The organism is Sphingomonas sp. Leaf21 (genome assembly GCF_916858675.1).
Lineage (GTDB): Bacteria > Pseudomonadota > Alphaproteobacteria > Sphingomonadales > Sphingomonadaceae > Sphingomonas.
This window is the reverse complement of the sequence record NZ_CAKASM010000035.1, coordinates 1-21,828: the sequence shown is the minus strand read 5'-3', so window position 1 is coordinate 21,828 and position 21,828 is coordinate 1. Positions and strand designations below refer to the sequence as shown.

General features: G+C 65.0%; 26 protein-coding genes and 1 pseudogene. 5 read left to right on the top strand and 22 right to left on the bottom strand.

The features are described 5' to 3' along the window. Positions 1-2: 2 nt before the first annotated feature. The 7 genes from LRP66_RS17315 to LRP66_RS17285 all read right to left on the bottom strand — a co-directional run bounded on the left by LRP66_RS17315 (position 3) and on the right by LRP66_RS17285 (position 4,732). The gene (locus tag LRP66_RS17315) at positions 3-590 is read right to left on the bottom strand and encodes a hypothetical protein (protein WP_230483848.1); all 588 of its coding nucleotides are present in this window, start codon (positions 588-590) and stop codon (positions 3-5) included. Beyond that, on the bottom strand, positions 587-1,360 hold the full coding sequence (locus tag LRP66_RS17310) for a DNA-binding response regulator (RefSeq protein ID WP_230483847.1): 774 nt from the start codon (positions 1,358-1,360) through the stop codon (positions 587-589). Before LRP66_RS17310 ends, LRP66_RS17315 begins: the two co-directional genes overlap by 4 nt. Before the next feature lie 374 nt (positions 1,361-1,734). After that, a complete protein-coding gene (locus tag LRP66_RS17305; RefSeq protein ID WP_230483846.1) occupies positions 1,735-2,136 on the bottom strand; it encodes a thiol-disulfide oxidoreductase DCC family protein in 402 nt (133 codons plus the stop codon). Continuing rightward, entirely contained in the window at positions 2,129-2,665 is a 537-nt protein-coding gene (locus LRP66_RS17300) for a DUF4166 domain-containing protein (protein ID WP_230483845.1), read from the bottom strand. Before LRP66_RS17300 ends, LRP66_RS17305 begins: the two co-directional genes overlap by 8 nt. Then, positions 2,659-3,132 (bottom strand): DUF2269 family protein, encoded by a 474-nt coding sequence (locus tag LRP66_RS17295; RefSeq protein WP_230483844.1) that lies wholly within the window; start codon positions 3,130-3,132, stop codon positions 2,659-2,661. Before LRP66_RS17295 ends, LRP66_RS17300 begins: the two co-directional genes overlap by 7 nt. After that, positions 3,125-4,393, bottom strand: coding sequence for an SDR family oxidoreductase (locus LRP66_RS17290; RefSeq protein WP_230483843.1), 1,269 nt, complete (start codon positions 4,391-4,393; stop codon positions 3,125-3,127). Before LRP66_RS17290 ends, LRP66_RS17295 begins: the two co-directional genes overlap by 8 nt. A 15-nt stretch (positions 4,394-4,408) precedes the next feature. Continuing rightward, positions 4,409-4,732: a hypothetical protein gene (locus LRP66_RS17285; RefSeq protein ID WP_230483842.1), complete on the bottom strand. Its 324-nt coding sequence runs from the start codon at positions 4,730-4,732 to the stop codon at positions 4,409-4,411. Between the two features lie 152 nt (positions 4,733-4,884). On the opposite strand from LRP66_RS17285, the gene LRP66_RS17280 reads away from it, so the two are divergent. Both LRP66_RS17280 and LRP66_RS17275 read left to right on the top strand, forming a co-directional pair. After that, entirely contained in the window at positions 4,885-6,639 is a 1,755-nt protein-coding gene (locus LRP66_RS17280; protein ID WP_230483841.1) for a sensor histidine kinase, read from the top strand. After that, a complete protein-coding gene (locus tag LRP66_RS17275) occupies positions 6,636-7,985 on the top strand; it encodes a sigma-54-dependent transcriptional regulator (RefSeq protein WP_230483840.1) in 1,350 nt (449 codons plus the stop codon). The genes LRP66_RS17280 and LRP66_RS17275 overlap by 4 nt, the downstream gene beginning before the upstream one ends. 23 nt (positions 7,986-8,008) lie before the next feature. Here the strand turns inward: LRP66_RS17275 and LRP66_RS17270 are convergent, their stop codons facing one another. Beyond that, entirely contained in the window at positions 8,009-10,099 is a 2,091-nt protein-coding gene (locus LRP66_RS17270; protein ID WP_230483839.1) for an integrase, read from the bottom strand. 384 nt (positions 10,100-10,483) lie between these two features. Further along, positions 10,484-11,119 (bottom strand): TetR/AcrR family transcriptional regulator, encoded by a 636-nt coding sequence (locus tag LRP66_RS17265; RefSeq protein WP_230483838.1) that lies wholly within the window; start codon positions 11,117-11,119, stop codon positions 10,484-10,486. On the opposite strand from LRP66_RS17265, the gene LRP66_RS17260 reads away from it, so the two are divergent. Then, complete coding sequence (locus LRP66_RS17260) at positions 11,094-11,876, top strand: glutathione S-transferase family protein (protein ID WP_230483837.1); 783 nt, start codon at positions 11,094-11,096, stop codon at positions 11,874-11,876. The genes LRP66_RS17265 and LRP66_RS17260 overlap by 26 nt on opposite strands. Before the next feature lie 64 nt (positions 11,877-11,940). Then, entirely contained in the window at positions 11,941-12,339 is a 399-nt protein-coding gene (locus tag LRP66_RS17255) for a VOC family protein (protein ID WP_230483836.1), read from the top strand. A gap of 119 nt (positions 12,340-12,458) precedes the next feature. Here the strand turns inward: LRP66_RS17255 and LRP66_RS17250 are convergent, their stop codons facing one another. The 3 genes from LRP66_RS17250 to LRP66_RS17240 all read right to left on the bottom strand — a co-directional run bounded on the left by LRP66_RS17250 (position 12,459) and on the right by LRP66_RS17240 (position 13,294). After that, a complete protein-coding gene (locus LRP66_RS17250; protein WP_230483835.1) occupies positions 12,459-12,695 on the bottom strand; it encodes an SEC-C metal-binding domain-containing protein in 237 nt (78 codons plus the stop codon). Between the two features lie 102 nt (positions 12,696-12,797). Then, positions 12,798-13,109: a UPF0149 family protein gene (locus tag LRP66_RS17245; RefSeq protein ID WP_230483834.1), complete on the bottom strand. Its 312-nt coding sequence runs from the start codon at positions 13,107-13,109 to the stop codon at positions 12,798-12,800. A 5-nt stretch (positions 13,110-13,114) separates the two neighbouring features. Continuing rightward, positions 13,115-13,294, bottom strand: a complete 180-nt coding sequence (locus LRP66_RS17240) for a hypothetical protein (protein ID WP_230483833.1) — start codon at positions 13,292-13,294, stop codon at positions 13,115-13,117. A gap of 156 nt (positions 13,295-13,450) precedes the next feature. On the opposite strand from LRP66_RS17240, the gene LRP66_RS17235 reads away from it, so the two are divergent. Then, positions 13,451-13,990 carry a hypothetical protein gene (locus LRP66_RS17235; protein ID WP_230483832.1) on the top strand — a complete coding sequence of 180 codons (540 nt, stop codon included), beginning with the start codon at positions 13,451-13,453 and terminating at the stop codon, positions 13,988-13,990. Between the two features lie 7 nt (positions 13,991-13,997). Here the strand turns inward: LRP66_RS17235 and LRP66_RS17230 are convergent, their stop codons facing one another. The 10 genes and pseudogenes from LRP66_RS17230 to LRP66_RS17185 form a co-directional block, all read right to left on the bottom strand. Beyond that, positions 13,998-15,377, bottom strand: coding sequence for a hypothetical protein (locus LRP66_RS17230; protein ID WP_230483831.1), 1,380 nt, complete (start codon positions 15,375-15,377; stop codon positions 13,998-14,000). 316 nt (positions 15,378-15,693) lie between these two features. After that, a complete protein-coding gene (locus LRP66_RS17225) occupies positions 15,694-16,218 on the bottom strand; it encodes a hypothetical protein (protein WP_230483830.1) in 525 nt (174 codons plus the stop codon). After that, positions 16,215-16,568 carry a hypothetical protein gene (locus tag LRP66_RS17220; RefSeq protein WP_230483829.1) on the bottom strand — a complete coding sequence of 118 codons (354 nt, stop codon included), beginning with the start codon at positions 16,566-16,568 and terminating at the stop codon, positions 16,215-16,217. Before LRP66_RS17220 ends, LRP66_RS17225 begins: the two co-directional genes overlap by 4 nt. Further along, entirely contained in the window at positions 16,565-17,122 is a 558-nt protein-coding gene (locus tag LRP66_RS17215) for a hypothetical protein (protein WP_230483828.1), read from the bottom strand. The genes LRP66_RS17220 and LRP66_RS17215 overlap by 4 nt, the downstream gene beginning before the upstream one ends. Before the next feature lie 59 nt (positions 17,123-17,181). Next, positions 17,182-17,829 (bottom strand): hypothetical protein, encoded by a 648-nt coding sequence (locus LRP66_RS17210; protein ID WP_230483827.1) that lies wholly within the window; start codon positions 17,827-17,829, stop codon positions 17,182-17,184. Next, positions 17,829-18,350 (bottom strand): hypothetical protein, encoded by a 522-nt coding sequence (locus tag LRP66_RS17205; protein WP_230483826.1) that lies wholly within the window; start codon positions 18,348-18,350, stop codon positions 17,829-17,831. The genes LRP66_RS17210 and LRP66_RS17205 overlap by 1 nt, the downstream gene beginning before the upstream one ends. A 289-nt stretch (positions 18,351-18,639) precedes the next feature. Beyond that, complete coding sequence (locus LRP66_RS17200; protein ID WP_230483825.1) at positions 18,640-19,080, bottom strand: hypothetical protein; 441 nt, start codon at positions 19,078-19,080, stop codon at positions 18,640-18,642. Further along, a complete protein-coding gene (locus LRP66_RS17195) occupies positions 19,080-19,790 on the bottom strand; it encodes a hypothetical protein (protein WP_230483824.1) in 711 nt (236 codons plus the stop codon). Before LRP66_RS17195 ends, LRP66_RS17200 begins: the two co-directional genes overlap by 1 nt. A gap of 63 nt (positions 19,791-19,853) precedes the next feature. Next, on the bottom strand, positions 19,854-20,519 hold the full coding sequence (locus LRP66_RS17190) for a hypothetical protein (protein WP_230483823.1): 666 nt from the start codon (positions 20,517-20,519) through the stop codon (positions 19,854-19,856). Between the two features lie 16 nt (positions 20,520-20,535). Next, positions 20,536-21,828, bottom strand: a pseudogene (locus LRP66_RS17185) (S8 family serine peptidase); the annotation flags it as partial.

Here is a 21,828-nt window from a genome sequence, read left to right as displayed (position 1 = left end):
GGTCAGGCGTCGGCCAGCAGCCGAACGCGGTCGGCTTCGGATACGCCAGCGTCCTTCAGCACCTGCTCGAACGTGGTTTGCGCGACCGGCCTAGGTGGACCGTCCGACTTGTAGCTTCTCGTCGCCGCCATCCCCGCCGGAGATCGCGCCATGGCGGCTATTACATGCGCCTGAGGGACGCCCAGCGCCACGGATAGCTCGCGCGTCACGGACGCTGGGACGCTGGAGGCGAGCACCCTGTGCTCGCGAATGCAGGTAATCACCTGCCGCGGCACGCCGAGCTTCACAGCGAGAGCCTTGCCCACGTCGCCGGAAAGGCGAACCAAGGGATCAGCGCCAGTCGCGCCCTGGGGTCGGGCCGCCTGATGGGTGATCCACGCTGCGTCGATGCGGGACTGCTCGGTCGCGGTCAGGCCGCCCTCGTCCTCGGTGTCGGGCGTGGCGATCAGGCGGGAGAAGTCGATCAGCTGCAGCGCGAACTGAGGGTGCGCCGCGACGTAGCGGGCGAGGACATGGCCGTCATGGAGCTCCTCCATCTGGAAAAGGTCGAGCACGGCGTCGAGCGTGAGCGGCGGGTTGGTGGCGGTCATTCGTCGTCCCCAGGATTGAACAGGGCACCGAGCGTCTTTAGCGCCCGGTCCCGATAGTTGCGAACCGACCGATCCGAGCAGTCCAGGGCCTTCGCGATCGTCATGACCGACGGGTCGCTCGAATGGATCTGCCACCCGATCAGCAGGAGATGCATAGTCCTGCTTTGTTCCGGTGGCAGGGCGTCAATCGCGACGTAGAGCCTCTCCCGGAAAAGCGGATCGGAAAAAATTTCCGCGTTCAGAGGGTTGGTCGTGCCGGCGGCGGCTGCCGCCTCGGCGGCGCCGCCTTCCTCGGCGTCCATGGAATCGCCGCGGTTGGTTTCGCGCCACACCCGCTCCTGGGCGTCGAGCCGTAGCCGCTTAATGGCGAGATCGAACCGCGCCTCGAAGAAATCGAGCCTGTCATCCGGCGCCGCGCGGTCCTTGGCAAGCAACTCGACGAAGCGGTCGAAGACCGCATCGCGGATCCGCTCGTCGGTGGCGGAGGCAGTGCCACCCGACGCGATAGGCACCGCCCGCATGACGCGCTCGGCGAGCACCTTGTAGAGGCGGTCGAACCAAACGTGGGCGTTCTCGTGGCGACTGGCGCGGATGAAATGCACCAGACATTCGCTGGGCACATAGCCAGGATCCTTGCGATTGCGGATCCGGGCCCGCTCGAGCAGTCCATCGCGTGGCAGTTCGCCGAGCGCGGGGAGGAGCCCCTCGACATTGTCGGGGCGCGTATACAGCGTCCCGTCCTTCTTCTTCCGGGTGAGCGGGGCGATCAACTTGTCCTCCCTTTCGAAGCACCAGCATAAATGCGTTTCAGAGGTAATCGCCATGGAAACTGAAACCGGAACGGCAGAATGAATTTTTTGGAAAACATTTCGGCGTGTGCCCCGACTCGATCATCGCGCATCTTGCGCTGACAACTCAACGGCAGCTTTCCGCGGAGAAGCACCAAGGAGCTGACAGCCGGCAATCGGACCACCTCTGTCGATCTACGATTCGGGTCAGGCAACCGCTGAATGTCCGTTTTCGGCGAGGGCTGCCATTCGACTATCGCTCTCGAACGGCGGGATTGTCCCAATGCCCGTCGCCTTCGCTCCAACGCAGAGCGACATCGGCCAACTATGGCTTCCGGTATCGGGCAGGTGCGCGGCTATGATAGAACCCTACCGGCATCCTCCGGCGCTGGAAGCCAGCACGTCGACCGCCTGCCGAAGACGCGATAGCGGTTACGGGCGATCCATCGGTAAGCCCGGTCGCGCAACCAGTTCGGCACCAAGCGGGCCACTCCGGCGACGCGCCACGGCCAGCCCAGGCCGGTGTAGATTGCGATCACCGCGTCACTGTCCCGCAGGACATTATCGCCATCGACAACGAGGATCGTGTCGGGATCTGTCGGGTCTATCCCTTGCCGACGGAACAGTGCCGCACCGGCTGCACCCTGCATCGCCGCCAGTCGGAAACGGTGCCGGCGATCGTGGCGTAGGATGAACTGGGCATTGGCCGAGCACAGGACGCATTGCGCGTCGAACAGGATGATGGGGCCGTCAGTCATCGATCCGCTCCATCTGGCCGGTGTAGCGGATGATCCGGCCGAAGGGCCAGAGGTCGACGGGCACGTCGAAGACATAGCACCCGTCGTTTCCATGTTCGCGGGCGTGACAATGCGGGCGCAGGGCGGAAGGCAGCGGGACGCCGAGGAACCTGAAGCCAATCAGGTCCAACCGGAGTGCACCGTCCTCCACCGACACGCGGAAGATGTTGGTCGCCATGCCCATCCGCTCGATCATCAATCCGTCGCGCTTAACCAGCGTGCTGCCATAGCGACGCCCCGCAAAATCGCGGTGCCAGTGTTCGGCGGTGCCGCGCCGCTCGAACCGGACCGTGACCGGGATGGCCGTCCCGGCGGCGGGCAGGCGCATCATGCGGCAGAGCAGCCGCGCCAGCGGGTTCGGGTGCGCCTCGACCTGCGCCACGCCGCGCCAGCGCTGGTCGATCCGGCTGTCATGCGCCTCGCGCAGCACGGGCGGCAGATCATCGATCGCGGCCCCGAGGAGACGACGGAACAGGGGCTGGGTCACCACGCGAACTCCGGTTTGGTCACCATCAGCCAGAAGATGACGATCACCCCGATAAACGCCGGCCAGCCGAGCAGGAACCACGTCCGCGACAGCTGGAAATAGCGCGCCGGCAGCGGCATCTCCGCCGGGGTGGCATCGGCAATGCGGCGCATCTGGATCTGGATGCCGACCACCGGCAACCAGCAGGCTCCGACCATCAGGTACAGCGCGATCGACGCCGCCAGCCAGCCGGTCGTCAGCGGAAATCCCGCGAGTTGCGCCAGCCACACCCCGGTCACCGGCTGAACGATGACGGCGGGGGTCGTGAACAGCCAGTCGGCGAGGACGACGTTGCGATTGACCACCCGCCGCGCGCCCACGTCGCCGGAGCGGTTCGCCATCCAGCCATGGAAGGCGGTGCCGAGCCCGGTGCCGAACAACAGGGTCGAGCTGAGGATATGGACGGTTTTCAGCAGCAGATAATCAGCCATGACGGGTCTCCAGCGCGCTGACGGCGAGCGACAGGGCAAGGACGGCGACGTTCTTGGCGAGCGGACCGAAGGGATCGGCCCAGAGTTCGAGCGCGATATGGGTCAGGATCAGCGTATAGGTCGCCATCAGGGCGATCCCCGCAAGCGCCGCGCCGCGTATCCGCAGAAGCACCGCAGCGTAGACTGCGATGTCGGCCAGCGCGCCTGCGCATAAGGCGATCGTCGCCGCACTCCCCGACAGGCCGACCCGCGCCAGCCACGCCATGTTCGTCGCCGCCGGAGTGACGAACAAGGGTATTGCTCCACCGGCGAACCAAACCAGCGCGAGCGCACTGCGCAGGATCGGCGCGACAGGGGCAAATCGTGCCGTACGCAGATCGGCCCAATTCGACGGGCGGCGGGCCACAGCCTGGCCGATCGTTGCCGGTCGAAAGCCGGTCATGGCGATCAGCGGCTCGACGGGCGCCTTGTTGCCCGCCGCCAGCATCGCCATGCCTTCGCGCCTCACCGGCCCGATGCTGAGGCGAGCGACGCCCGCGATCACCCATCGCGGCACCGTCACGCGGATCGTGTCGGGCAGGCCGAGCCAGCTGCGCAGGATCGTCACCAGCGCCGCCGTGCTCATCGCCTCCGGCCCGACCGCATCGATCCGGACGGCCAGCGGCAGCGGAGCGCGAAGCAGGCGAATCAGTATCTCGACCAGATCGTCGACATGGATCGGCTGCACCAAGCCATCGGCGCGACCGAGGTCCGGCGTGACCGGCAGCGCGGCGAGCGTGGTGAACAGCGCGCTGCTCTGCCCGCCATGGCCGAGGACGAGCGACGGCCGGACGATCGCCCAGCTAATCGCGTCCCCCATCCCCGCCAGATGATCGTCGGCAGCGGCCTTGCTGCGGTGATAGGCGCTGGCGGCATCGGCCGCCGCGCCCAGCGCAGAAATCTGAAGCACGCGGCCAACCCCGGCGGCGCGGCAGGCGTCGAACAACGCGATCGCCCCACCGGCATGGACGCGCGCATAGCCCCGTTCGTCACCGAACAGCCCCGCGCAGTTGATCACCGCGTCGACGCCCGCCAGCCGCTCGCGCCAGTCGTCCAACCCGTCAGTGGCAAGGTCGCAGCGGATCGCCGCCGCCCCCGGCAGACGCCGCCTCAAATAATCCGGCGCGCGACCGGCGGCGGTGACACGAACGCCCTCCGCCACCAGCCGGGCGGCGAGGTGCCGCCCGATAAAGCCGCTCGCGCCCACGATCAGGACATGCATAATGTCTCGCTCCCGTCAGACATCGGCGCGGGGGCTGCGGCTCCACACCGCCATGCCCATGCCGGCCAGCGCCATCAGGACACCGAGCAGCGCGCTGGTCATCGTACCTTGGACCAATTGGGTCGGCTCCGTGGCCACGCCGCGCCAGGACACGAACAGCATCGGCGTCACGACCATCATCACGGTCGACCACACCGTCCAGAAGCGTGACCGCTCCTCGGTTCCGCAGAGCTCGGCAAGCAGGATTGCCAGCGGGCGCCAGAGCACGACGGCGGCGAGCAACGAGATGAGCGCGGTCAGCGCATAAGTCAGCAGCAGGGCTGCGATCGGCAGCAACATGGTTCGGTCTCCCTTCGAGTGCCTGGCGACGATCGCCCGGCTCGGGAGAGGCGTTGCGAATGGCATGCCAATTGCCACGATCGACGGAAATCCGTGCTTTTTGCCCTTCGGACTTGCGCGCGATGTTTACACCGTGAACGGAAGATGCTGCGATGCTGTCAACGATGGATATAGCTGTTGGCTTCTTCGCCTATATCGGTGCGCTTTCGCTGACCGCGATCGCCAGCGCATTATTGGCGCTGTTCGTGGCGCTCCGTGCCAGGGCCGTGCCGGGATCGACGCTGCTGGCGGTGTTTCTGCTGGGCGTCGCCCTGTGGAGCATCGCGCAGGTCCTGCCCGCCATTATCGGCCCGGCCGCCGGGCCGGTATCGACCACGCTGATTGCATTGTCGCCACTGCCGGCTGCGGGGTTCGTCCATCTGGCCTTCGCCTTCGCGCTATGCGGCGCGTTGCGGCCCGTCGCCATCGCGGCCTATGCGACTGCGGCCTTCACAACGCTGATCGGGCTGATCTTCGGTGTCGGCGCGGTCGTGCCCTGGCGCGAATTCCCGGGCATGTTCGTGCCCTCGACGATCGGCTGGTGCGTGCTGGCGATCGCGGCCATACTGTCCATCGCCGGGCATCTGCGGCTGGCGCAGACCTGGCGCGAGCAGGACGGCCAGCACCGCAGGCAGGCGGGCGCGGTGTTCGTCTCCAGCCTGATCGGGCTCGTCGCGCTGACCGGCTTCGCCTTTCCGGCGCTGGGGATCGATGCTTATCCATGGCCGGTCCTGCTGCTGCCCTTTTACTCGGTCGCCTTGGTCTATGGCATCGTGCGGCATCGGTTCATGGCCGCGGATGTTTGGGCGCGCCGGGGGCTGGTATGGCTGATGCTCGTCGCGGGCGCGGGCGCGGCAAGCGCGCTGATCGCCTCGCTGCCGCTAGCGCTGGCGGGGCGTCCGGCGGGGCTGTTCGCCACTTGGGCGGCGCTAGCGGCGACACTGGCGTTGGGGCTTGCGATCCTTGCGCCGTTGAAGCGGCTGGCCGACCGGATCGTCTTTCCTGGCGGGCGGATCAGCGAGGCGGACGTGGCCGCATGGCGTGACCAGTTGGCGACAGCGGCCGACGAAGCGGCGCTAGTCGATGTAGCCCGTGCGCTGCTCCGGCAGCGGCTGAGTCTGCCGGTCGATGGTCCGACGCTGACCGTCGACGGCGAAGTGGTGACCTTGACCGGATGGGACGATGCGCCGATCGCCACGCGGCATGTCGCCGAACGCTTCGCCGGGCTGGTGACGGAGAGCGCCCGCCGCCTCGCCGTCGCGCGCAAGATGGTGGAGACGGAACGGGAGGCGCGGCTGGCGGAACTCGGTGCGCTGGCCACGACGGTCGCGCACGACCTGCGCAATCCGCTCGGCATCGTCCAGATGGCAGCTACCGGCGCGTCGCCCGAGATCCGCAGCGAGATCGGCGAGCAGGTGGCACGGATGAACCATCTCGTCACCGACATCCTCGATTATGCCCGTGCCTGGACGATCGTGCCGCAGCCGCTGATCGTGGCGGACCTTGTCACGTCATTGGGCGTGGAGGTCCATGTCCCGGACAGCCTGATGGTGGCGGCGGACCGCCACGCGCTGCTGCGTGCACTCACCAACCTCGTCGACAACGGCCGCGCGCTCGGCACGCGCGTTGCCATCTTCGCGGAGGTTGGGCCGCCGGTCACAATCGACATCTGCGACGACGGCCCCGGGATCCCGCCCGAAATCTCGGGCAGCCTGTTCCGCCCCTTCGTCTCGCGCCGCCCCGGCGGCACCGGCCTCGGCCTCGCCATCGTCCGGCGAATCATGGAGGCGCATGGCGGCTCGGTCACCTTGGCCGAGCGACCCGGCTGGTCGACCTGTTTTCGCCTGACCTTCGGAGCATCCCGATGATCCTGCTCGCCGATGACGAACCCGCCTTCCAGCGGCTGACCGGCGCATGGTTGCGCGGGCTTGGCCATGATGTGGAGGTCGTCGGCGATGGCGACGCGGCGGTAGCGGCGTTCAAGGCCAAGCCAGTCGATCTGGTCCTGCTCGACCTCGCCATGCCGCCCCATCACGACCCGGCGGCAGGGCTGGCGCTGATCCCCTCCTTCGCCCCCGCCGCGGTGGTGGTGATGACCGGCCATGCCGCCCATGCGCTGGCGCTGAAGGCGGTCGAGGCCGGAGCGTGGGATTTCCTCGCCAAACCGGTCGATCCCGACATGCTGCGCGTCGTCGTCGGCCGCGCTCTGGAGCGGGCGCGGCTCGCGCGCGAGGTCGCGACCCTGCGGGCGCAGGCGGGGGCGGAGGAGGATATGGGACTGGTCGGCACCTCGCCGACGATGGCGGGGTTGCGCGACCTGATCCGCCGCGTCGCGCCGACCCGGCTCCCCGCGCTAGTGCTGGGGCCGAGCGGCACCGGCAAGGAACTGGTCGCCCGCGCGATCCACACGGCCTCGCCGCGCGCCGCGCGGCCGCTGGTGACGATCCATTGCGGCGCGGTCCCGGCCGAGTTGCTGGAAAGCGAGCTATTTGGGCATCTGAAGGGCAGCTTCACCGGCGCGACCGCCGACCGGCCGGGCCTGATCGAGACGGCGCATGGCGGCACGCTGTTCCTCGACGAGATCGGCGAGATGCCCGCCGCGATGCAGGTCAAGCTGCTGCGCTTCCTCAACGACGGCAGCTACCAGCCGGTTGGCGCCCGTGCCCCGCGCGAGGCCGATGTGCGCATCGTGGCGGCGACGCATCGCGACCTTCCCGCCGCTGTGGTCGAGGGTAGCTTCCGCGAGGACCTGTTCTACCGGCTGAAGGGCGTCGTCCTGCGCACGCCGTCGCTGGCCGAGCGGGCGACCGATGTGCCGTTGCTGGCCAGCCTGTTCCTGCGGCGGGCGGCCGAAGGTCAGGCCAACTTCTCGCCGGACGCGCTGGATTGGTTGGCGGGCCGGGGATGGCCCGGCAACGTCCGCGAATTGCGCTCGGCCGTCGAATGCGCCGCCGCGCTGGCGATCCCGGGCGCGGCGGGTACGATCGTCACGGCCGCCGACCTCGCCTTCGCGGTCGGCGACGCTCCGTTGCCGGTAGAGAGCGTCGCCACCATCGCCCCCCAAAGCCTCGAAGAGGAAGTCGCCGCGCTGGAACGCCGCCGCATCGTCGAGGCGCTCCAGCGTACCGGGCATAACCACACCCATACGGCGCGCGAACTGGGCCTGTCACGCGTCGGCCTGCTCAAGAAGATGGATCGGATGGGGCTGCGCTGATTTCCGTCCTGTAACCGCGCCTCTCAGCCTCGCGTCCTCCGGCCCGCCGACTGACGCGTCGGGCGCGCACAGCGCAGATGCTTCGGAAGAAGGTTGATGGTTTCGGGCGACGGCAGATGGCCGGTGACGATGGGCAGACGGTCAACGACATCCGCCAGGATCTCCAGCCGCGTCGCTCCCGCATAGCGAACGGCATTTTCGCCGCCGATCTGCTGCCCGAGTAGGTCGGCACGCGTCTCTTCGAAGGTCTGCAACGCCTTCAGCTCGGTGCTGACCATGTGTCGGCCGCTATGCACCGCCTGGCCCGGCTTGATGAGCATCAACAGCGGCTTGATCTTCAGCCAGATGGTGTTGAAGAACACATCGCCCAACGGTCGGCCGCCCTTGCCGGGCACGATTTCCGGAAAGAGATATTCTTCGCCCGCCGCCCGCATCGCGGCGACGTAGTCCAGCAGGCCGAGCCGGCGAAGTTCCGCGCAGATGGGAACCTTCCGAGTGCTCTTGGCGGTCTTGACCCGCCCGGCACGGGTATTGCGGATGTCGAAATAGGGGACGCCATCTTCCTCACCGATGTCCTCGACGAGCAGCTTGCACGCTTCCTCACGCCGCATACCGGAGTACCAGACAATCGGCATGATCCAATAGGCGGCATCATGCCAGATCCGGCCGCCACTGCCCTTTGCGAACCGGTCGTCCAGCGTCAGGCTACCGGTCCAGATCCTGAGCGCGAACAGCTCCTGGCCCTGCTGGATGGTGTAGGGATCACGCTCCGTCCGTTCGTCGCGCTCCTCTTCCACGAGAATGTAGTCGGAGAAATCGAGCGCCCGCATGGTCGTCTTGCTGGCAAGCCAGGTGCACAGCTTTTTCAGGTTGGCAAAGTGCCTGTTGATCGTCCCGACATCCAATCCGATCGTGAAAGTGATGGCTTCTTCCTGCTTCTCCGCCTCCTCCACTCGGTCGGCGGCCTCGACGCAGATGTCCTCGATCGTCATCGGCTCGTGCCGCGCTGACTTGTGATGCGTGGAAGGCATGCGGTTGAGCTGATCGTAGAACCGGTTGAGATCCTCCTGCCTCGTTCGCGCCAAGGGCTTGCCGCCATTCGACTTGCCGAACAGGAAGGCCGCCGCCTTGAACTGACGCCGCTGGCTATCGCCCCAGGTCTTGGCCTGCGATTTCGGCTTGTTCGCGGCTGCTTTGGTCGCGGTGGCGCGTCCTCGGGCCTTCGGCTTGAGGCTCATATACGCATCGACCACCTCCAACGGGGTCATGCGCGCGTAGCGCCGCCGTTCGGCTTTCTCATCTTCCCCATCGTCCTCATCCGATTGCTCGGGGTCCGCCGTGACATTCGCTGCGGTTGGCGCGGACGTGGCAGCGGTTGCCGGAACCACGGCTTGCAAAGGGGAAGAAGTCACCACGCCTAGCGGCCGCATGATCGCCGCCGCGATGGCCATCCGGTTGGCCATGTCCTGCAACCCTGGATCGGTGAACGAGCCCGCGGCGGCAGCTCGCGCCTGGCACATGATCTGACGGGCCGTCTCACTCCGGTCGCCAGAGTCGTCGATACCGACACGACGCAACAGGTCGCGCGCTTCGTTCAGCAGGTGCTCAGGCAGGTCAGGCGCTCGACCGAGCATCGCGTAGAGGTGGACGCGCGCTTCGTCGTCCAGGTCGGCGAAGCGGCGATCGAAACCGCCGACATAATCGATCCCCAGAAAATCGCTGAAGCCGTTGTCGGCAAAATCGCGGTTCACCGCGCCATAGATGGCTCGCATCTGCGCGAAGCGTTCCGCGACATCTCCCTCGCCGTCCTGCTGGATCAACTGGTGCTGATAGGCGAGCATGTTCCGGTAGCGGACCATCTCCTCCTGGAACACGGCACTGGCCTGTTCCGCGGTCAGGCCGTCACGCTCGATCTTTTCGTACAAGCTCATCCGTACCGTCTCGCTCCGCCCGGTCATCGCGACCGCACGTCGACGCGCGACCGGCTGGTCCTTCGTCAGAAGGCTGACCATCGTCACAACGGTTATAGGATTTGCGCTCGCGGGCGCCAAACGCAGCCTTCGACGCCACCAATAGACCGCGCTGCGGCGGGTGACGTTCTCGATCGCTGGCATCAGGGACTGGCTCCATCGACTGGCGTCAGTTGACGCCACTGCGATGGTCGAAGTCCCGCTAAGTTACCGAAAACCGCAGTTTTAGGTCCCCTTAGCTGGGGCAATCAGTGACTGGCTGGGGCGGCAGGATTCCCATCCTGTCGCATCTGCGAGCTAAGTATTTGATTCCACCAGCGCGCAGGTACCGCCTGCACAGCCCATTGCTACAGTGCATTGGCACAATTTTCAATTGCGATTTGGACGGTATTGGGCGCCAGCAAGAGACGTGTCGGCGCAGTGGTGCATGCAGGAACGCTTGTCCGTCGACGGCTGGTCCTTCCTGGCCGAAACAGCGAGGCAAGCGGACCGAAACGCGGTTTTAAGTTTAGCGGTTCGTCCCGGCGCCTAAGCCGGCAAGAGCCCAACCGTGCGGTAGCTGGCGATCATCGTGTCGAAGAGTGCGATGTCCGATCGGCCCCTCGCGAAGAGTTGTGCGCCGGCGACCGCTGCATAGATCGCCTTTGCCCTCGCTTCGCCTTCACCCGCCTCGACGACCTTGGCATCGACGAGCAGCTTGCCGAGCCACGCGACGTTGACCTCGGCGAAGCATTGCACCTCGGCCTTCACTGGATCGGGAAGATCGTCATATTCCGCCGCCATGAAGCTGGACAGGCAGATGCGGTTGTCGTTCGACAGCGAGGCCCGGAAAATCTCGGGATAGCGTTGTAGCGCGGCCAGCGGGTCGGGCGCTTCGTCCGCAATCGCATCGAGCCGCTCGACCGTGTCTTCCCAATAGCGCCGCGCCACCGCCGCGCCGAGATCGGCCTTGGTTGCGAAGTGATGATGGATGCTGGGCGCCTTGATCCCGACTTCAGCCGCGATGTCACGGAAGTTGAGGCCGTTATAGCCACGTGCCATCGCAGTCCGCCGTGCGGCGGCCAGCACCGCTTCCCTGGATGTTGAAACCGCCACTGCTCCACCCGTCTCGCCGACCCGACCAAGTGGTAGATAGACCTTGACGCCCATCGCGCAAGCGCGCATTTGCCTGCCTACCGATCACTTGGTAGGTAAAACTATGATGTCGCAATCCCCGCCGCCGCCGACCACGAAGCTCCACCTGTTCACCTCTCCCTCGGCGTTCCCCAATCCCCAGCGCCTGCGCATCTTCCTGCACGAGAAAGGCATTGCCGACCGTTTCGATGAGCAGGTCTACAATATGTCGCCGGTGGGCGAGCAGCGGCAGTGGAAGCACCTGAAGATGAACCCATGGGGTGAAACCCCGACGCTTGAATTGGCCGATGGCAGCTGCATCTCGGAAACTGCCGCCGTCGTGCGTTATCTCGACCAGGCATTTCCGGGACGCCGGATCATGGGCGAGACGGCCGAGGAGCAAGGGCTCGACGCCATGTGGGACAATCGCATCTGGGTGCACATCCTCTACCGCATCACCACCGCGTTCCACGTCCTGCACCAAGGACTCGGCCCCAAGCTCGAACTGACCTCGAACCCGGCATGGGGCGAGCATTGCCGCAAGGAAGCGCTGGCGCATACCGCGCTGGTCGACCGGCATCTGGCCGATGGCCGCGACTGGCTGCTCGGCGGTGCCGAGCCGACGTTTGCGGACATCACGCTGGCGACTGCTATCGCCTTTTCCAAGTTCGAGGTGAACGCAATGCCGCTCGACGAACGCTACGAATATATCGATGCGTTCTGGCAGCGGTGGCAGCGCCGCCCAACGTTCCTCGCCGCCTATGCCGATCGCAGCAGTGGCGTGCCAGAACTGGATAATCGCTCCTAGCAACCGCGTGCCCCGGACGGGGTTTGTGTCCGTTTGAGAAATACCCTGAACAGGAGAGAATGACGTGCTGTTTCACACGATGGTTGGATCGAACGACATCGAGCGATCGAAGCGTTTCTACGACACGGTGCTGGGCACGCTCGGCGTCGGCGAACCGGCGCGGAATATCGCCGACAGCGGCCACACCCGGCTAATCTACAATGATGGCAAGGGGACCAACTTCATCGTCAGCCAGCCGATCAACGACGAACCGGCGACCGTCGCGAACGGCAGCACCGTGGCCTTCTCATGCGACTCGCCCGAGCAGGTGAAGCAACTTCACGATACGGCTGTGGCCAATGGCGGCACGTCGATCGAAGCCCCGCCCGGCCCGCGTCATACCGCGTCCATGGGTACGATCGAACTCGCCTATTTTCGCGACCCCGACGGCAACAAGCTGTGCGGGATTCATTTTCCGAAATAATCGAGCGGCTCGTATCGTGGCGCGCCCGTGTTGCCCGTCCCTATCATGGACGGGCAGCGCTTGGTCGATCTGGTGCGGCGAGGATCAGAAGAGAACGCCTGCCGGGTCGATGGGTCAGGTCAGGCGCAGCAATGCTTATGCTTCTTACCTGATCTGCAAGGACATGGATCGTTGCGGCCGATCTTTGCCGCCGCGACCGCATCCGCGGCGATCGGCTTCGCCTCGCCGACCCGGGCACGCGCCGCGTAGAGGCGCTGGACCGTATCCGTCAGCTCGGCCACCGCACGGTCCTGGAAGGCGTTGACCTCGACGCTGTCGAGCTCGCTTTCATCACGCGCGATCGCGATCAGCGCCAACAGGTGGTGCCATGGATTGGCCCATCCGGCATCGGCCGCCGCCGCGTCCCACGCATCCGGCCGCAATGCGACCGCGTCAGAAAAGCCGTCGATCCAATATTCCTAAAGAACCTCGCCATCCCGCTCGTCGACGTCGAGGATCGGCTGCAACTTGCCGCGGGACAGGTCGCGCGCGATCGCGTCGCGGCGCGCCGCGACCGCTTTGACGAACCATTGCACGTCGAGCGGATCGTCGAAAGGCGGAACGCCATCGACCTCGACACCCCATATGACCGTCATCCATTCATCCGCAGGGATCGGCTCGGGACAGACGATTAGCCCGATCAGGAAACCGTCGAGCTCGGTGAGCAGCATCGGCTCTTCGACCGGAAGGTCCGCCAGTGCCCCATCGAGACGCCGGAAGCGAGACGGCATTTTCCTCACAGGCTAAGGCCGCGCCCGAAGCGAGAATTGATCGCGTGGAGCGGGCACATGAGCGCCTTCGACTTCGCAGGGTTGCGGGTGACGAACAGGTCCGCCACGGGCAACTCGTCCGGACGGTACAGGTCCACGAGGATCACGCCCGCCTTGAAGTAGCGGAACCCGTCGCCATAAGACATTAGCCGCTCGCCTCGCCGAGATATGCGCCCATTGATATTAACATATCAGGACCAAATAGAAATTTGGTATTGGGCGGTAGTCCTACGATCGCTGACCCGGCTACCTGAATCATAGCAAGGGCGATATAGTCGGCCGATAAATTAGGGATATATCTGGTGTCAGACCTAATCACATGGTTCGAAAATCATGACAAACTGGCGGGCTGGGCGCAGTTTTTCGGCGCAATGCTGGCGTTAATCGTTACCTATTTCACAGCCTTCGCGCCGATCTGGCGTAGGAAGAGGCAATTGAAGCTGTCTGCTGACCGGCTACTTTCCCACGGGTATGAAGCGATTGAGAGTTATCATAGGACGTCCGCGCATTTCTTGCCTTTCCCTCTTTCGCTACGCCAAGCTGCAATGACAATGATGGTGATGAGCGAAGAGATAAGCAGGTTTCCCATCTACGAACTGGACGATCAAGGCAGTCGTTCGGTAGCTCGATACCTCGTCACGACAAGTACGACGCTCAGCGCGTTAAAGCTTTTCCTTGAGACTTATGCGGCCGATCTGGATGAACGAATAGCGACCGAGGAAGATCAGGAAATCATCAGGCAGTTTGTAGGCGAGAGGCTTAAACTCATCACCGACATGCTGACAGGTGTTAAATTAGAGCGGCCGGAATGGCCGGTGAAAAACCCTGCCGAAAGCGGATGAGTGTGAGTCACGATCCGGTTTTTCCGCGCTTGATCTCGAAGTATCGCGAGTAACCTCCGGTGATACCACCTTCGTAATTTTCACGCCTCAACGACACCGATCCGAACGGAATAGCTGCCTCGAACGGACTGAGGGATGCGATCTGCATTTTCATTCGTTCAATCGCATCCATGCTGACGGCTTTTTCTAGCAAAAGCAGTGCCTGTAGAATGAAAATATCCTCGGCTTCCTGACCCTTTTCCGGATCATTAATGTTCAGTTTCACTTTCAGCGTCGTCGCTGCCTGCTCTGTCCCATCGATATAATAGGCGATATTGTTTCTTAAAATTAGACTGTCACCCATTTCCCGCATGGGACTGGACGCAAACCATTCGCCATCAAAACTATGATGGTAGTGCCCAGTGTCGACTCCCATATCGGTCAGGAATTGCATCGCGAGATAAGGCGACCATCCGTCCTTCGGTTGCACGACAGGCGGCGATTTCTCACGCTCCTGCAAAGCCGACAGCGCGGTAAGCGTGTGCCGCAATTCCGCTTTATCAGACGGGCGCGTACTCTGGATCGCTTTTCGCCATCGCTCAAGGGTATCAAGATCACTGCCTATGCGCGTGACCGCCAACCAGCGGGCGTAGGGTATCAACGCTTTGTCCAAACCGAACACGGACAATGTCGTGAACATTTCCGAGTAGGCGACGTAGGTCCGCCATCCGTACAGGAAAGGCAAGAAACCCAGAGACAGCAGGATCGGGATAAGGAACTCCAACCCGTTCGCCCACGTCGCGGTCGTGCTCCACGACTGGAAACTCTTCCACAAGCTGAACCCGAGATAAGAAAATCCGATAAAACTCGCGACACAGCCAAGCAGTTTGGCCGCTGGCGCATCATCCGGCTTTCGCTTCGCCATCTCGGCGGTCATCACGATCATCGTGACAACAGGCAGCGCAATGATCTCTACCAACAGCGGAAAGCTATAAAGCTCCGTGATAAATACCAGTATACCGGTCACAGTGACGATATCGTGAACAATCTTACCGAAGCCCGCTTTCCTGCTTTTCGCGGTGGCGACCTCGAACATCGTGACGAATGCGAATGTCACCAACCAGATGACGGTCGTCTTGAGATTGGCGACCGACCACCAGCCGACACGATGAAGGAGCGTAATTTCGGCCCCGGCATATAGCGCTGCAATTCCCAGAGGTATGAGAAGGATTGGCTGGAACAGCGCTTTCAATACTTCCTTAAAGCTACCTCGCGTTGGTTTGTAGGCTGCCACCCAGACCAGAAGCGCTGACATCCAAAATGCCGCTGCAACTTCTCGCATCGTAACTGAGCTGATGACATCGTTCATCAGCGCATTTGGCACGATAAATCGAGCAACTGCAATCATGTAGACGGTCGATTGAGACGTTGTCCTTCGGACCCGCGCCCTATGCGTGTTCCACGCCCCGAGCGTGTAGTCTCGGCCATCCGGTGACGGTCGCTAGGGCTGAGACTCAATCAGAGCCAGAAAGCGAGTGCAGTTGCGATGGCGACGCCTGACAGGAAGTTTGCGACGAGTTTGTCGTAGCGGGTGTCGGAAGCGCCCGTTTCCCATGCTGATGCCGTCGCGCGGATTGCCGCGCTGGAGACCTCACTCGCCCGGGCCAATGCTGCACTCGCCGCCCGTGACCTGCCGCTCTTGACCCACCACCGCCCCTGCGTCTCTACCAAGTTTGAAGCGCAACCTGTCCCGCGACGTCGACGCCATCGCGAACCAGCACCGCCAGCTTCGCGATCGCGCGGTCACATCCGGCCGCCAGCGACGCCGGTCGACCCCGGACCTGCACGATCTCGCCCGGCAGCACCTTGAAGTGGGACTGAGCCCCGTCCTGCGGCACGATCACCGCGCGAGCCTTGCCGGGGACGAGCGACAGGCGGCATCCCGTCGAAACGTAACAGACGGTATCACGCGGCAGCATGACGGTGATCCCGGTCATGACGGGGACATCGCCTTCGCCGATGGCGAATTCGAGATAGACAAGATCAACCTGTGCCTCGACGGCTGTGCGACCGAACGCGACTTGCTGGGAATGGGCGAGTGGATCGCCGGCGAGGATCATCAGGCCGGGATTCATGATCTTGTTGCCGAGCAGGAGCTTGGAAACGGCAGCGACATGGGCGCGGACATGGGCGGTCTGATCGGGGTTCATGGTCTGTCTTCCTTGTTTCATCCCCACCACGGGGATCACATCGACTTGCCCATCCCCTTCATCTTCTCCCTCTCACCGTGATCGCGCCGTCGATCGGCCCGCACGGCGGGCGGTTCAACCGGGACTGAGCACCCCGGTCCTATGTGAAGCTGCACAGCGATCCGCCGCAGGACAGCACGGTCGAGCGCGTGCGCGCCGTCAGCGACGCGCACCGCCCGGACCCGGCCAACTGCCGCCGGGCAAACGACGGCGGCGACCGCCATCACGTTTCGCGTACCCGGCCCGCTCACCGCATCCTGCCAGCGCTGGCCGATCAGCACGAGCAGCGGAAAGGCGATGACGAGCGCCCAGCACGCCTGCCGCAACAGGCGGGGCATCGGCACCGTCATGACCGATCACCCATACCTGCGGGGTCGAAAGCCGAACTGCGCTCGTCGTGGACCAGCATGCGGATAGCCCGGACCAAGCCGTCGGCGCGTTCGTGTGCCGTTCGCCACGGCACCCCTTCGACATGAAGATGGCGCGCCGTTAGACGGAACCCCGAAGCGGCCGTGCCATCCCGCTTGTCCGGTGTCGGCACGAGCCACAGGCCAGCGTCGACATCGACCCAGAGCGTTAGCATCCAGTGCCAGGTGACCCGCCCGCTGTGCCACAGGCCCAGTGCGAAGCCCGGCATCGCGTCCTTGTCCGGCGTCCTGATGATCAGCGCATCGGACCGCGTCTCCACCAGCGCGCTGTCCATCGCAGCGATAGACGCGGCGAGATTGCCGACCGTCGTCGTGACCAGCAGGTGGTTCGCCTCGCTATACAGGCAGCCGGCCAGCGGCAGGCCGAGATCGGCTGGCATGTCGGCAAGCTGCCACCCCGCTGAATGCGCCAGTGTACGCACGACGTGCGAGTTCATCGCCTGGCCGATCCGCGGCCAGGGTTCGTTATCGTTCATGATGTTTCCCGATGATGGTGTTGGTTCGTCGACGTGAGCGGGCGTGTTCAGGCTTGCCGCTAGTCGGCCTGGAACTGGCGAAAGGCGTTGCCGACCAGGGCATGGGCCTTGTCGGTGGCGAGCGGCGTCACCCATTCGCCAAAGCCGAGCGGTGTCAGTCGCCTGGGTCCAGCAAGGAGGGCATGAACATGCGGCGGACTGGCACTTCCGGCGCGGTGGGGGGCATGCTGGACCAGCAGTGCGGCCACCTCGAACGGATCGACGATCAACCGGCGGGTGAAGTCGCGGACCATTTCATATTGCTCGTGCAGCCGGGAAGTCGGGAAGGTGAAGGTCAGATAGGCGAGCAGCGCCTTGGCCTTGACCGGCAATTCGGCGTCGACCGTCTCCATCAGGATTCGCGGGTCGCACAGCCGGTCGTCGGCCCCCGGCGGCAGCAACACTTCGGCCCGTGCGGCGGTCAGCGTCCATGGCGGCGTATCGGGTGGTGCACCGACGGTCAGCTTGGCGGCGGCGAAAGCCGCCGCGCTGTTGCGATGGCCGCGAAAGCTGGGTCGCAGGCAGCCATACATGACGCGGGTCGCGTCGCGATCGGCATCGTCGCCGGTCAGCACCAGCCAGCTATGCGGGTTCCCCGGATCCGGCAGGCAGCCCGGGTTGACCTCGACGCTGGGTGTTGCCGCTGCGCGCTTGGCCTTGGCGCGCATCAGAACGCACCTTGCGGGTAGAGGCGCTCGGCCAGATCGGACGCGGCGCGGTAGATGCCGTCGGCGCGTTCGGCGAGCGTTGCATAGGGCGGCACCAGATAGAGTTCGAGGCCGTGCGTCTCCAGCCGGATCGCCCCGCCGAACCCGAACGGCACCAGCCACAGGCCGCCATCATCGTGGCGGTAGAGCGCCAGGTCCTCCAGCTTGAAGGGGGTGAGGCCACCGCCCGCCAGCACGACATCGATCGACACCGGCAGCAGGTCACCGCCGGTCAGGCAGCAACGCACCAGCATGACGTCGATCGACTGATCGGCCGCGAGGCGCTCGATCTTGCTGCGGAACATGGGGCTGGCGACACAGGTCAGCGCCACGACGACCGACTGGGCGTCGTACAGAACGCTGTCGGCGGGCATGCCACCGCCCGAAATCAGAACGGGCACCTCGGGCTTGCCGAAGCTGGAAGCGATATAGTGAAGAAGCACGTGCGGCAGCGAGTGCACAGGGGTAGTCAGAAAATCCATTGTTGTACCGAAGCTTAAGGGTCGCGGACCGAGCGATCCGGACAAGCACCTCCAATCTTTTTCATCGATCTTCAGGGCTCAAAAGCCCAGCTTCCCCCTTACTGCACCGTCTATCTTTCCTGCCCCTTCTTACTCATCTGGCTTGGTACGCCAGCGGCAGGGCCTATACTTGTGCTATTTCTTTTCTTTGGCGGCATGTCGGCCTCCTTCTGAGCAGCGTGCCGATCGCCGGCGGGGTGGGTAGGCCAACGCTCGATTGGCAGACTTATTAGCCTCGTACCGGCTATGGTCAGGATCCGCAGGTCAGGCGCCCCCGCGCGATCCATCGGCGGCCACCGTTGCGAACCTCGATGTCGGCCGCCCCCTCGTTCACCTCAGTGCCCTTCCACCTTGATGGACCGATGGGCGTCACCGTGACGGTAACGCCGTCACCTGCCCAGCGATCATAGGTGAACGGGAACAGGTCGCCAGCGGGGTCCGCAGGCCGAAGTCGCACGATGCCGCTGGCGAGCCGGACCACGGCGCGGTCGTCGGCCGCGGCAAAGCGCATGCGCCTGTCCTTTGCCAGCGACCACGAACAGCCGGTGCCCGCGGCACCGCCTTGCTCGGCGTCGGCGTGGCTCATGGGCTCCAACGACAGCGACGATGCGGTCGAAGTGGCCTGCCTCGCATCAACCGCCATCGGCAGACATGCCGATGCCATCGTCAGGACAACCGGCCATTTCGTCATTAGAACGACGCCTTGGCGTTCCTAGGTGCCGCAGCCTCGACCGCAGCGGCGCTCCGCGCCTTCAGCTCGTCACCATACCGCATACCTTCCATCAGCTTGATCGAATGCACCGAGTAGCTGCTCTCCGTCAGGAGATGCGGAAGATTCCTATTCCCGTAGGTCACGCAGTTGGCCTCGCCCTTCGTGCAGTACAGGCCATGCACGGGATCCTCAGCTGTTGGTCGACCATACTTGGCGGACACGCCGGCGACGAACGCCGCCCGTTCCATGCGGTTCGTCGGCATCGTGTATTCGATCGAGGTGGCACGCACCCCCTCCGGCGTGGCGGTGTACCAGACCTCGACCATCTCACCCTGCGGCCCACCGGCACGGGTGAACATGGGAACCTTGGTCCCGTCCACCTTGCCGGGGATGCGTTCCGCGATGCGCCTGGAGACCACCGACGTCCACGAATCCTGCGTCGGCTCGGTCGCCTGGGGCGTGAAGCCTCCCGCGTTCAGCGCGGCCCGCGTCTCCTCCGGCGTCATGCCCAGCTTCACGCCGGCGACGTCGAATGTACCGACCGGCGCCCAGCGCGGGCCGCCCGTCAGGAGACGGTCGATCAGCTTCACGGCAAGCGAGTCGGCACGCGCCTGCGCCACGACGGGGGTGGCCGATCCCAGGGCCAGCATGAGCATGGCACCGTGGGCGACGGTCGAGGACAACTTCATGGTCGTGTTCCTTCCTTGGCCGACGACCCGCGCCGGCAGCATCGATCGGGGATATGCGCGTGATCAGCGTGCCATGGGACGCCAGCCGTCGCTCCGAAGCTCGAACGGCATCGTCGCCTCCTTCGGCTCGGCCATCCGTGCTTGTTCCGCCGGCGGCATGACGGGGATCGGATCGACACCACGATAGGTGTAGGTGACCTGGCTGACCCGACGACCGGCAAAGTCGGTTGGCTCGGTCCAGCGCACCACGTCGACCACCTCGCCTTTCGCGAGGCACAAGGACGGCACCGAGACCATGGCGTTCGTCGCCTTGCGTTCGACCGTGTGCAGGTAGGGCGCGCCCTTTGACGTCGGCGCGTAGGAGATCAGCGGCTGGCGCACGAAGGCATTGTTGGAGCCACTCCACCGCGCCGGCTTCTCGAACGTCGTGCGCGTGACGAGCCCGACGCCGGCCAGACCATCCAACATCGCGACCGCCTTCCCGTCGGAGCCTGGCCCCGCCATCGGCGGCTTCGGCGAGGTCACGATCGGCAAGCCCGACCCGGCGGGCTCGCCTTCGACCTCGTACCGCATCACATCGATCGGGTGGCAGAAGACGTCGCGGACGACGGGTTCGAGCGCGGAGGCGAACGCCTCCTTACTCGGGGCCTTGGATTGGCCGCACCCGCTCAAGGCGCCGACGGTGGCGACGAGTACGACGGCGACGGACATGGACGTGGATCTGGACATGGGTGTTCCTTGCGGTTCAGCGGACGACGAAATTGAAGAAGGCGGCAACGTCAGACGCGCCGCGGACGTGGCCGGCGTCGAAGGCGCGGGCGACGCCGACCCGCAGCGTCGCGGTGGACGCCACCGCGGTCGACCAGCCGAGTTCGAGATCGAGTTCCCGCGCGGTCGGCGACAGATCGAAGGTCCGACGTTCTTCGGCAAGCGCGCCCGACATCAGGTCATAGGCCACCGGCACCAACAGCGACGCCCGCGCGCGCTCGACGCGCAACGGCGATGACAGGCCGAGCGTGGCCAGCCCGCCGAGCAGCGGACGCGCACCCTCGACAGCGAAGGCGGTGCTGAGGATGCGACCATCGAAACGGACGCCGGCGACCGCGTCGGCGGCGCTGCTGCTGCCGACGGTGGCGCGACCGGACAGCAGTACGCCCGCGACGTTCCGGCGCAGCATCGCCGTCGCCAGCAAGGTCCGGGCACCGGCCGCACCGGCCCCCGCATCGTCCCGCAACCCCAGCACCTGACCCCGTTCGACGAGCTCCGACACCTCCAAGCCGACACCGAACGGGGCGGAGACCGTGACGGTGCGCAGGCTGGCCTCGCGGCTCCGCGACCCGCGCCGGAACGACGAGGGCATCGCGGCGGTGGACGAACCCGACGCGAACGCAGCCGACCAGCCGCCGATGGACCATTCGGAGGACATGCCGATCGGCTGCCCGATGGTGCCGCGCAGATACGAACCGGCGAGCGAGGAACCGCCACCCGGACCCACGGCGACGTTCGCGCCCAGCGTGACCGTCTGACCCGCAGCCGGAGAGAAGGCCACCATCGCCGGTCGGCCGGATGCAGCGGCCTGCCAGGGTCCTGTCGTCGTCGACGCGATACCCAGTCTTGCGTCCGGCCACGAGGAGGACCGAAGGGGATAGGCAGATGCGGAAGCTGTGAGCCCTCCCGCGAGCAGGCCGGAGGACCGCGCACGGATGCCGCTGGGCGCCGTCATCAGGTAGTCCCGGCCGTAGCGGTCGAACACGGTCATCGTCGACGTGCGCAAGCCGAGGTCGGCCGCACCTGCCGCACCGCCGAACGGCGCGGACACGACCAGCGACGAGTAACGCGCCAGCACCGTACGTGCCGCCGCGAACGACGTTGCCGGTGCCTGCGCCAGCATAGCCTTCTCGACGTTCAGCAGGCCGACGCCGTAGACCTGATCGACCCCAGGTGCACCGAGATCGGTCGCCGTGTCGAGCATGATGCGGCTAATCTCTTGGCCGCCGAGCTGCGGCCAGTACTGCTTCAGCAGGGCCGCGGCCCCCGC

What these genes read in the sequence shown, in the direction of transcription:
- LRP66_RS17270 (WP_230483839.1), bottom strand. Translation starts at nt 10,099, where the DNA reads ATGCCAGCGATCGAGAACGTCACCCGCCGCAGCGCGGTCTATTGGTGG.
- LRP66_RS17290 (WP_230483843.1), bottom strand. Translation starts at nt 4,393, where the DNA reads ATGCATGTCCTGATCGTGGGCGCGAGCGGCTTTATCGGGCGGCACCTC.
- LRP66_RS17210 (WP_230483827.1), bottom strand. Translation starts at nt 17,829, where the DNA reads ATGCGCGCCAAGGCCAAGCGCGCAGCGGCAACACCCAGCGTCGAGGTC.
- LRP66_RS17215 (WP_230483828.1), bottom strand. Translation starts at nt 17,122, where the DNA reads ATGAACGATAACGAACCCTGGCCGCGGATCGGCCAGGCGATGAACTCG.
- LRP66_RS17315 (WP_230483848.1), bottom strand. Translation starts at nt 590, where the DNA reads ATGACCGCCACCAACCCGCCGCTCACGCTCGACGCCGTGCTCGACCTT.
- LRP66_RS17190 (WP_230483823.1), bottom strand. Translation starts at nt 20,519, where the DNA reads ATGTCCAGATCCACGTCCATGTCCGTCGCCGTCGTACTCGTCGCCACC.
- LRP66_RS17230 (WP_230483831.1), bottom strand. Translation starts at nt 15,377, where the DNA reads ATGATTGCAGTTGCTCGATTTATCGTGCCAAATGCGCTGATGAACGAT.
- LRP66_RS17245 (WP_230483834.1), bottom strand. Translation starts at nt 13,109, where the DNA reads ATGCCGTCTCGCTTCCGGCGTCTCGATGGGGCACTGGCGGACCTTCCG.
- LRP66_RS17205 (WP_230483826.1), bottom strand. Translation starts at nt 18,350, where the DNA reads ATGGATTTTCTGACTACCCCTGTGCACTCGCTGCCGCACGTGCTTCTT.
- LRP66_RS17305 (WP_230483846.1), bottom strand. Translation starts at nt 2,136, where the DNA reads ATGACTGACGGCCCCATCATCCTGTTCGACGCGCAATGCGTCCTGTGC.
- LRP66_RS17285 (WP_230483842.1), bottom strand. Translation starts at nt 4,732, where the DNA reads ATGTTGCTGCCGATCGCAGCCCTGCTGCTGACTTATGCGCTGACCGCG.
- LRP66_RS17195 (WP_230483824.1), bottom strand. Translation starts at nt 19,790, where the DNA reads ATGAAGTTGTCCTCGACCGTCGCCCACGGTGCCATGCTCATGCTGGCC.
- LRP66_RS17200 (WP_230483825.1), bottom strand. Translation starts at nt 19,080, where the DNA reads ATGACGAAATGGCCGGTTGTCCTGACGATGGCATCGGCATGTCTGCCG.
- LRP66_RS17220 (WP_230483829.1), bottom strand. Translation starts at nt 16,568, where the DNA reads ATGACGGTGCCGATGCCCCGCCTGTTGCGGCAGGCGTGCTGGGCGCTC.
- LRP66_RS17295 (WP_230483844.1), bottom strand. Translation starts at nt 3,132, where the DNA reads ATGGCTGATTATCTGCTGCTGAAAACCGTCCATATCCTCAGCTCGACC.
- LRP66_RS17265 (WP_230483838.1), bottom strand. Translation starts at nt 11,119, where the DNA reads ATGCGCGCTTGCGCGATGGGCGTCAAGGTCTATCTACCACTTGGTCGG.
- LRP66_RS17240 (WP_230483833.1), bottom strand. Translation starts at nt 13,294, where the DNA reads ATGTCTTATGGCGACGGGTTCCGCTACTTCAAGGCGGGCGTGATCCTC.
- LRP66_RS17275 (WP_230483840.1), top strand. Translation starts at nt 6,636, where the DNA reads ATGATCCTGCTCGCCGATGACGAACCCGCCTTCCAGCGGCTGACCGGC.
- LRP66_RS17280 (WP_230483841.1), top strand. Translation starts at nt 4,885, where the DNA reads ATGCTGTCAACGATGGATATAGCTGTTGGCTTCTTCGCCTATATCGGT.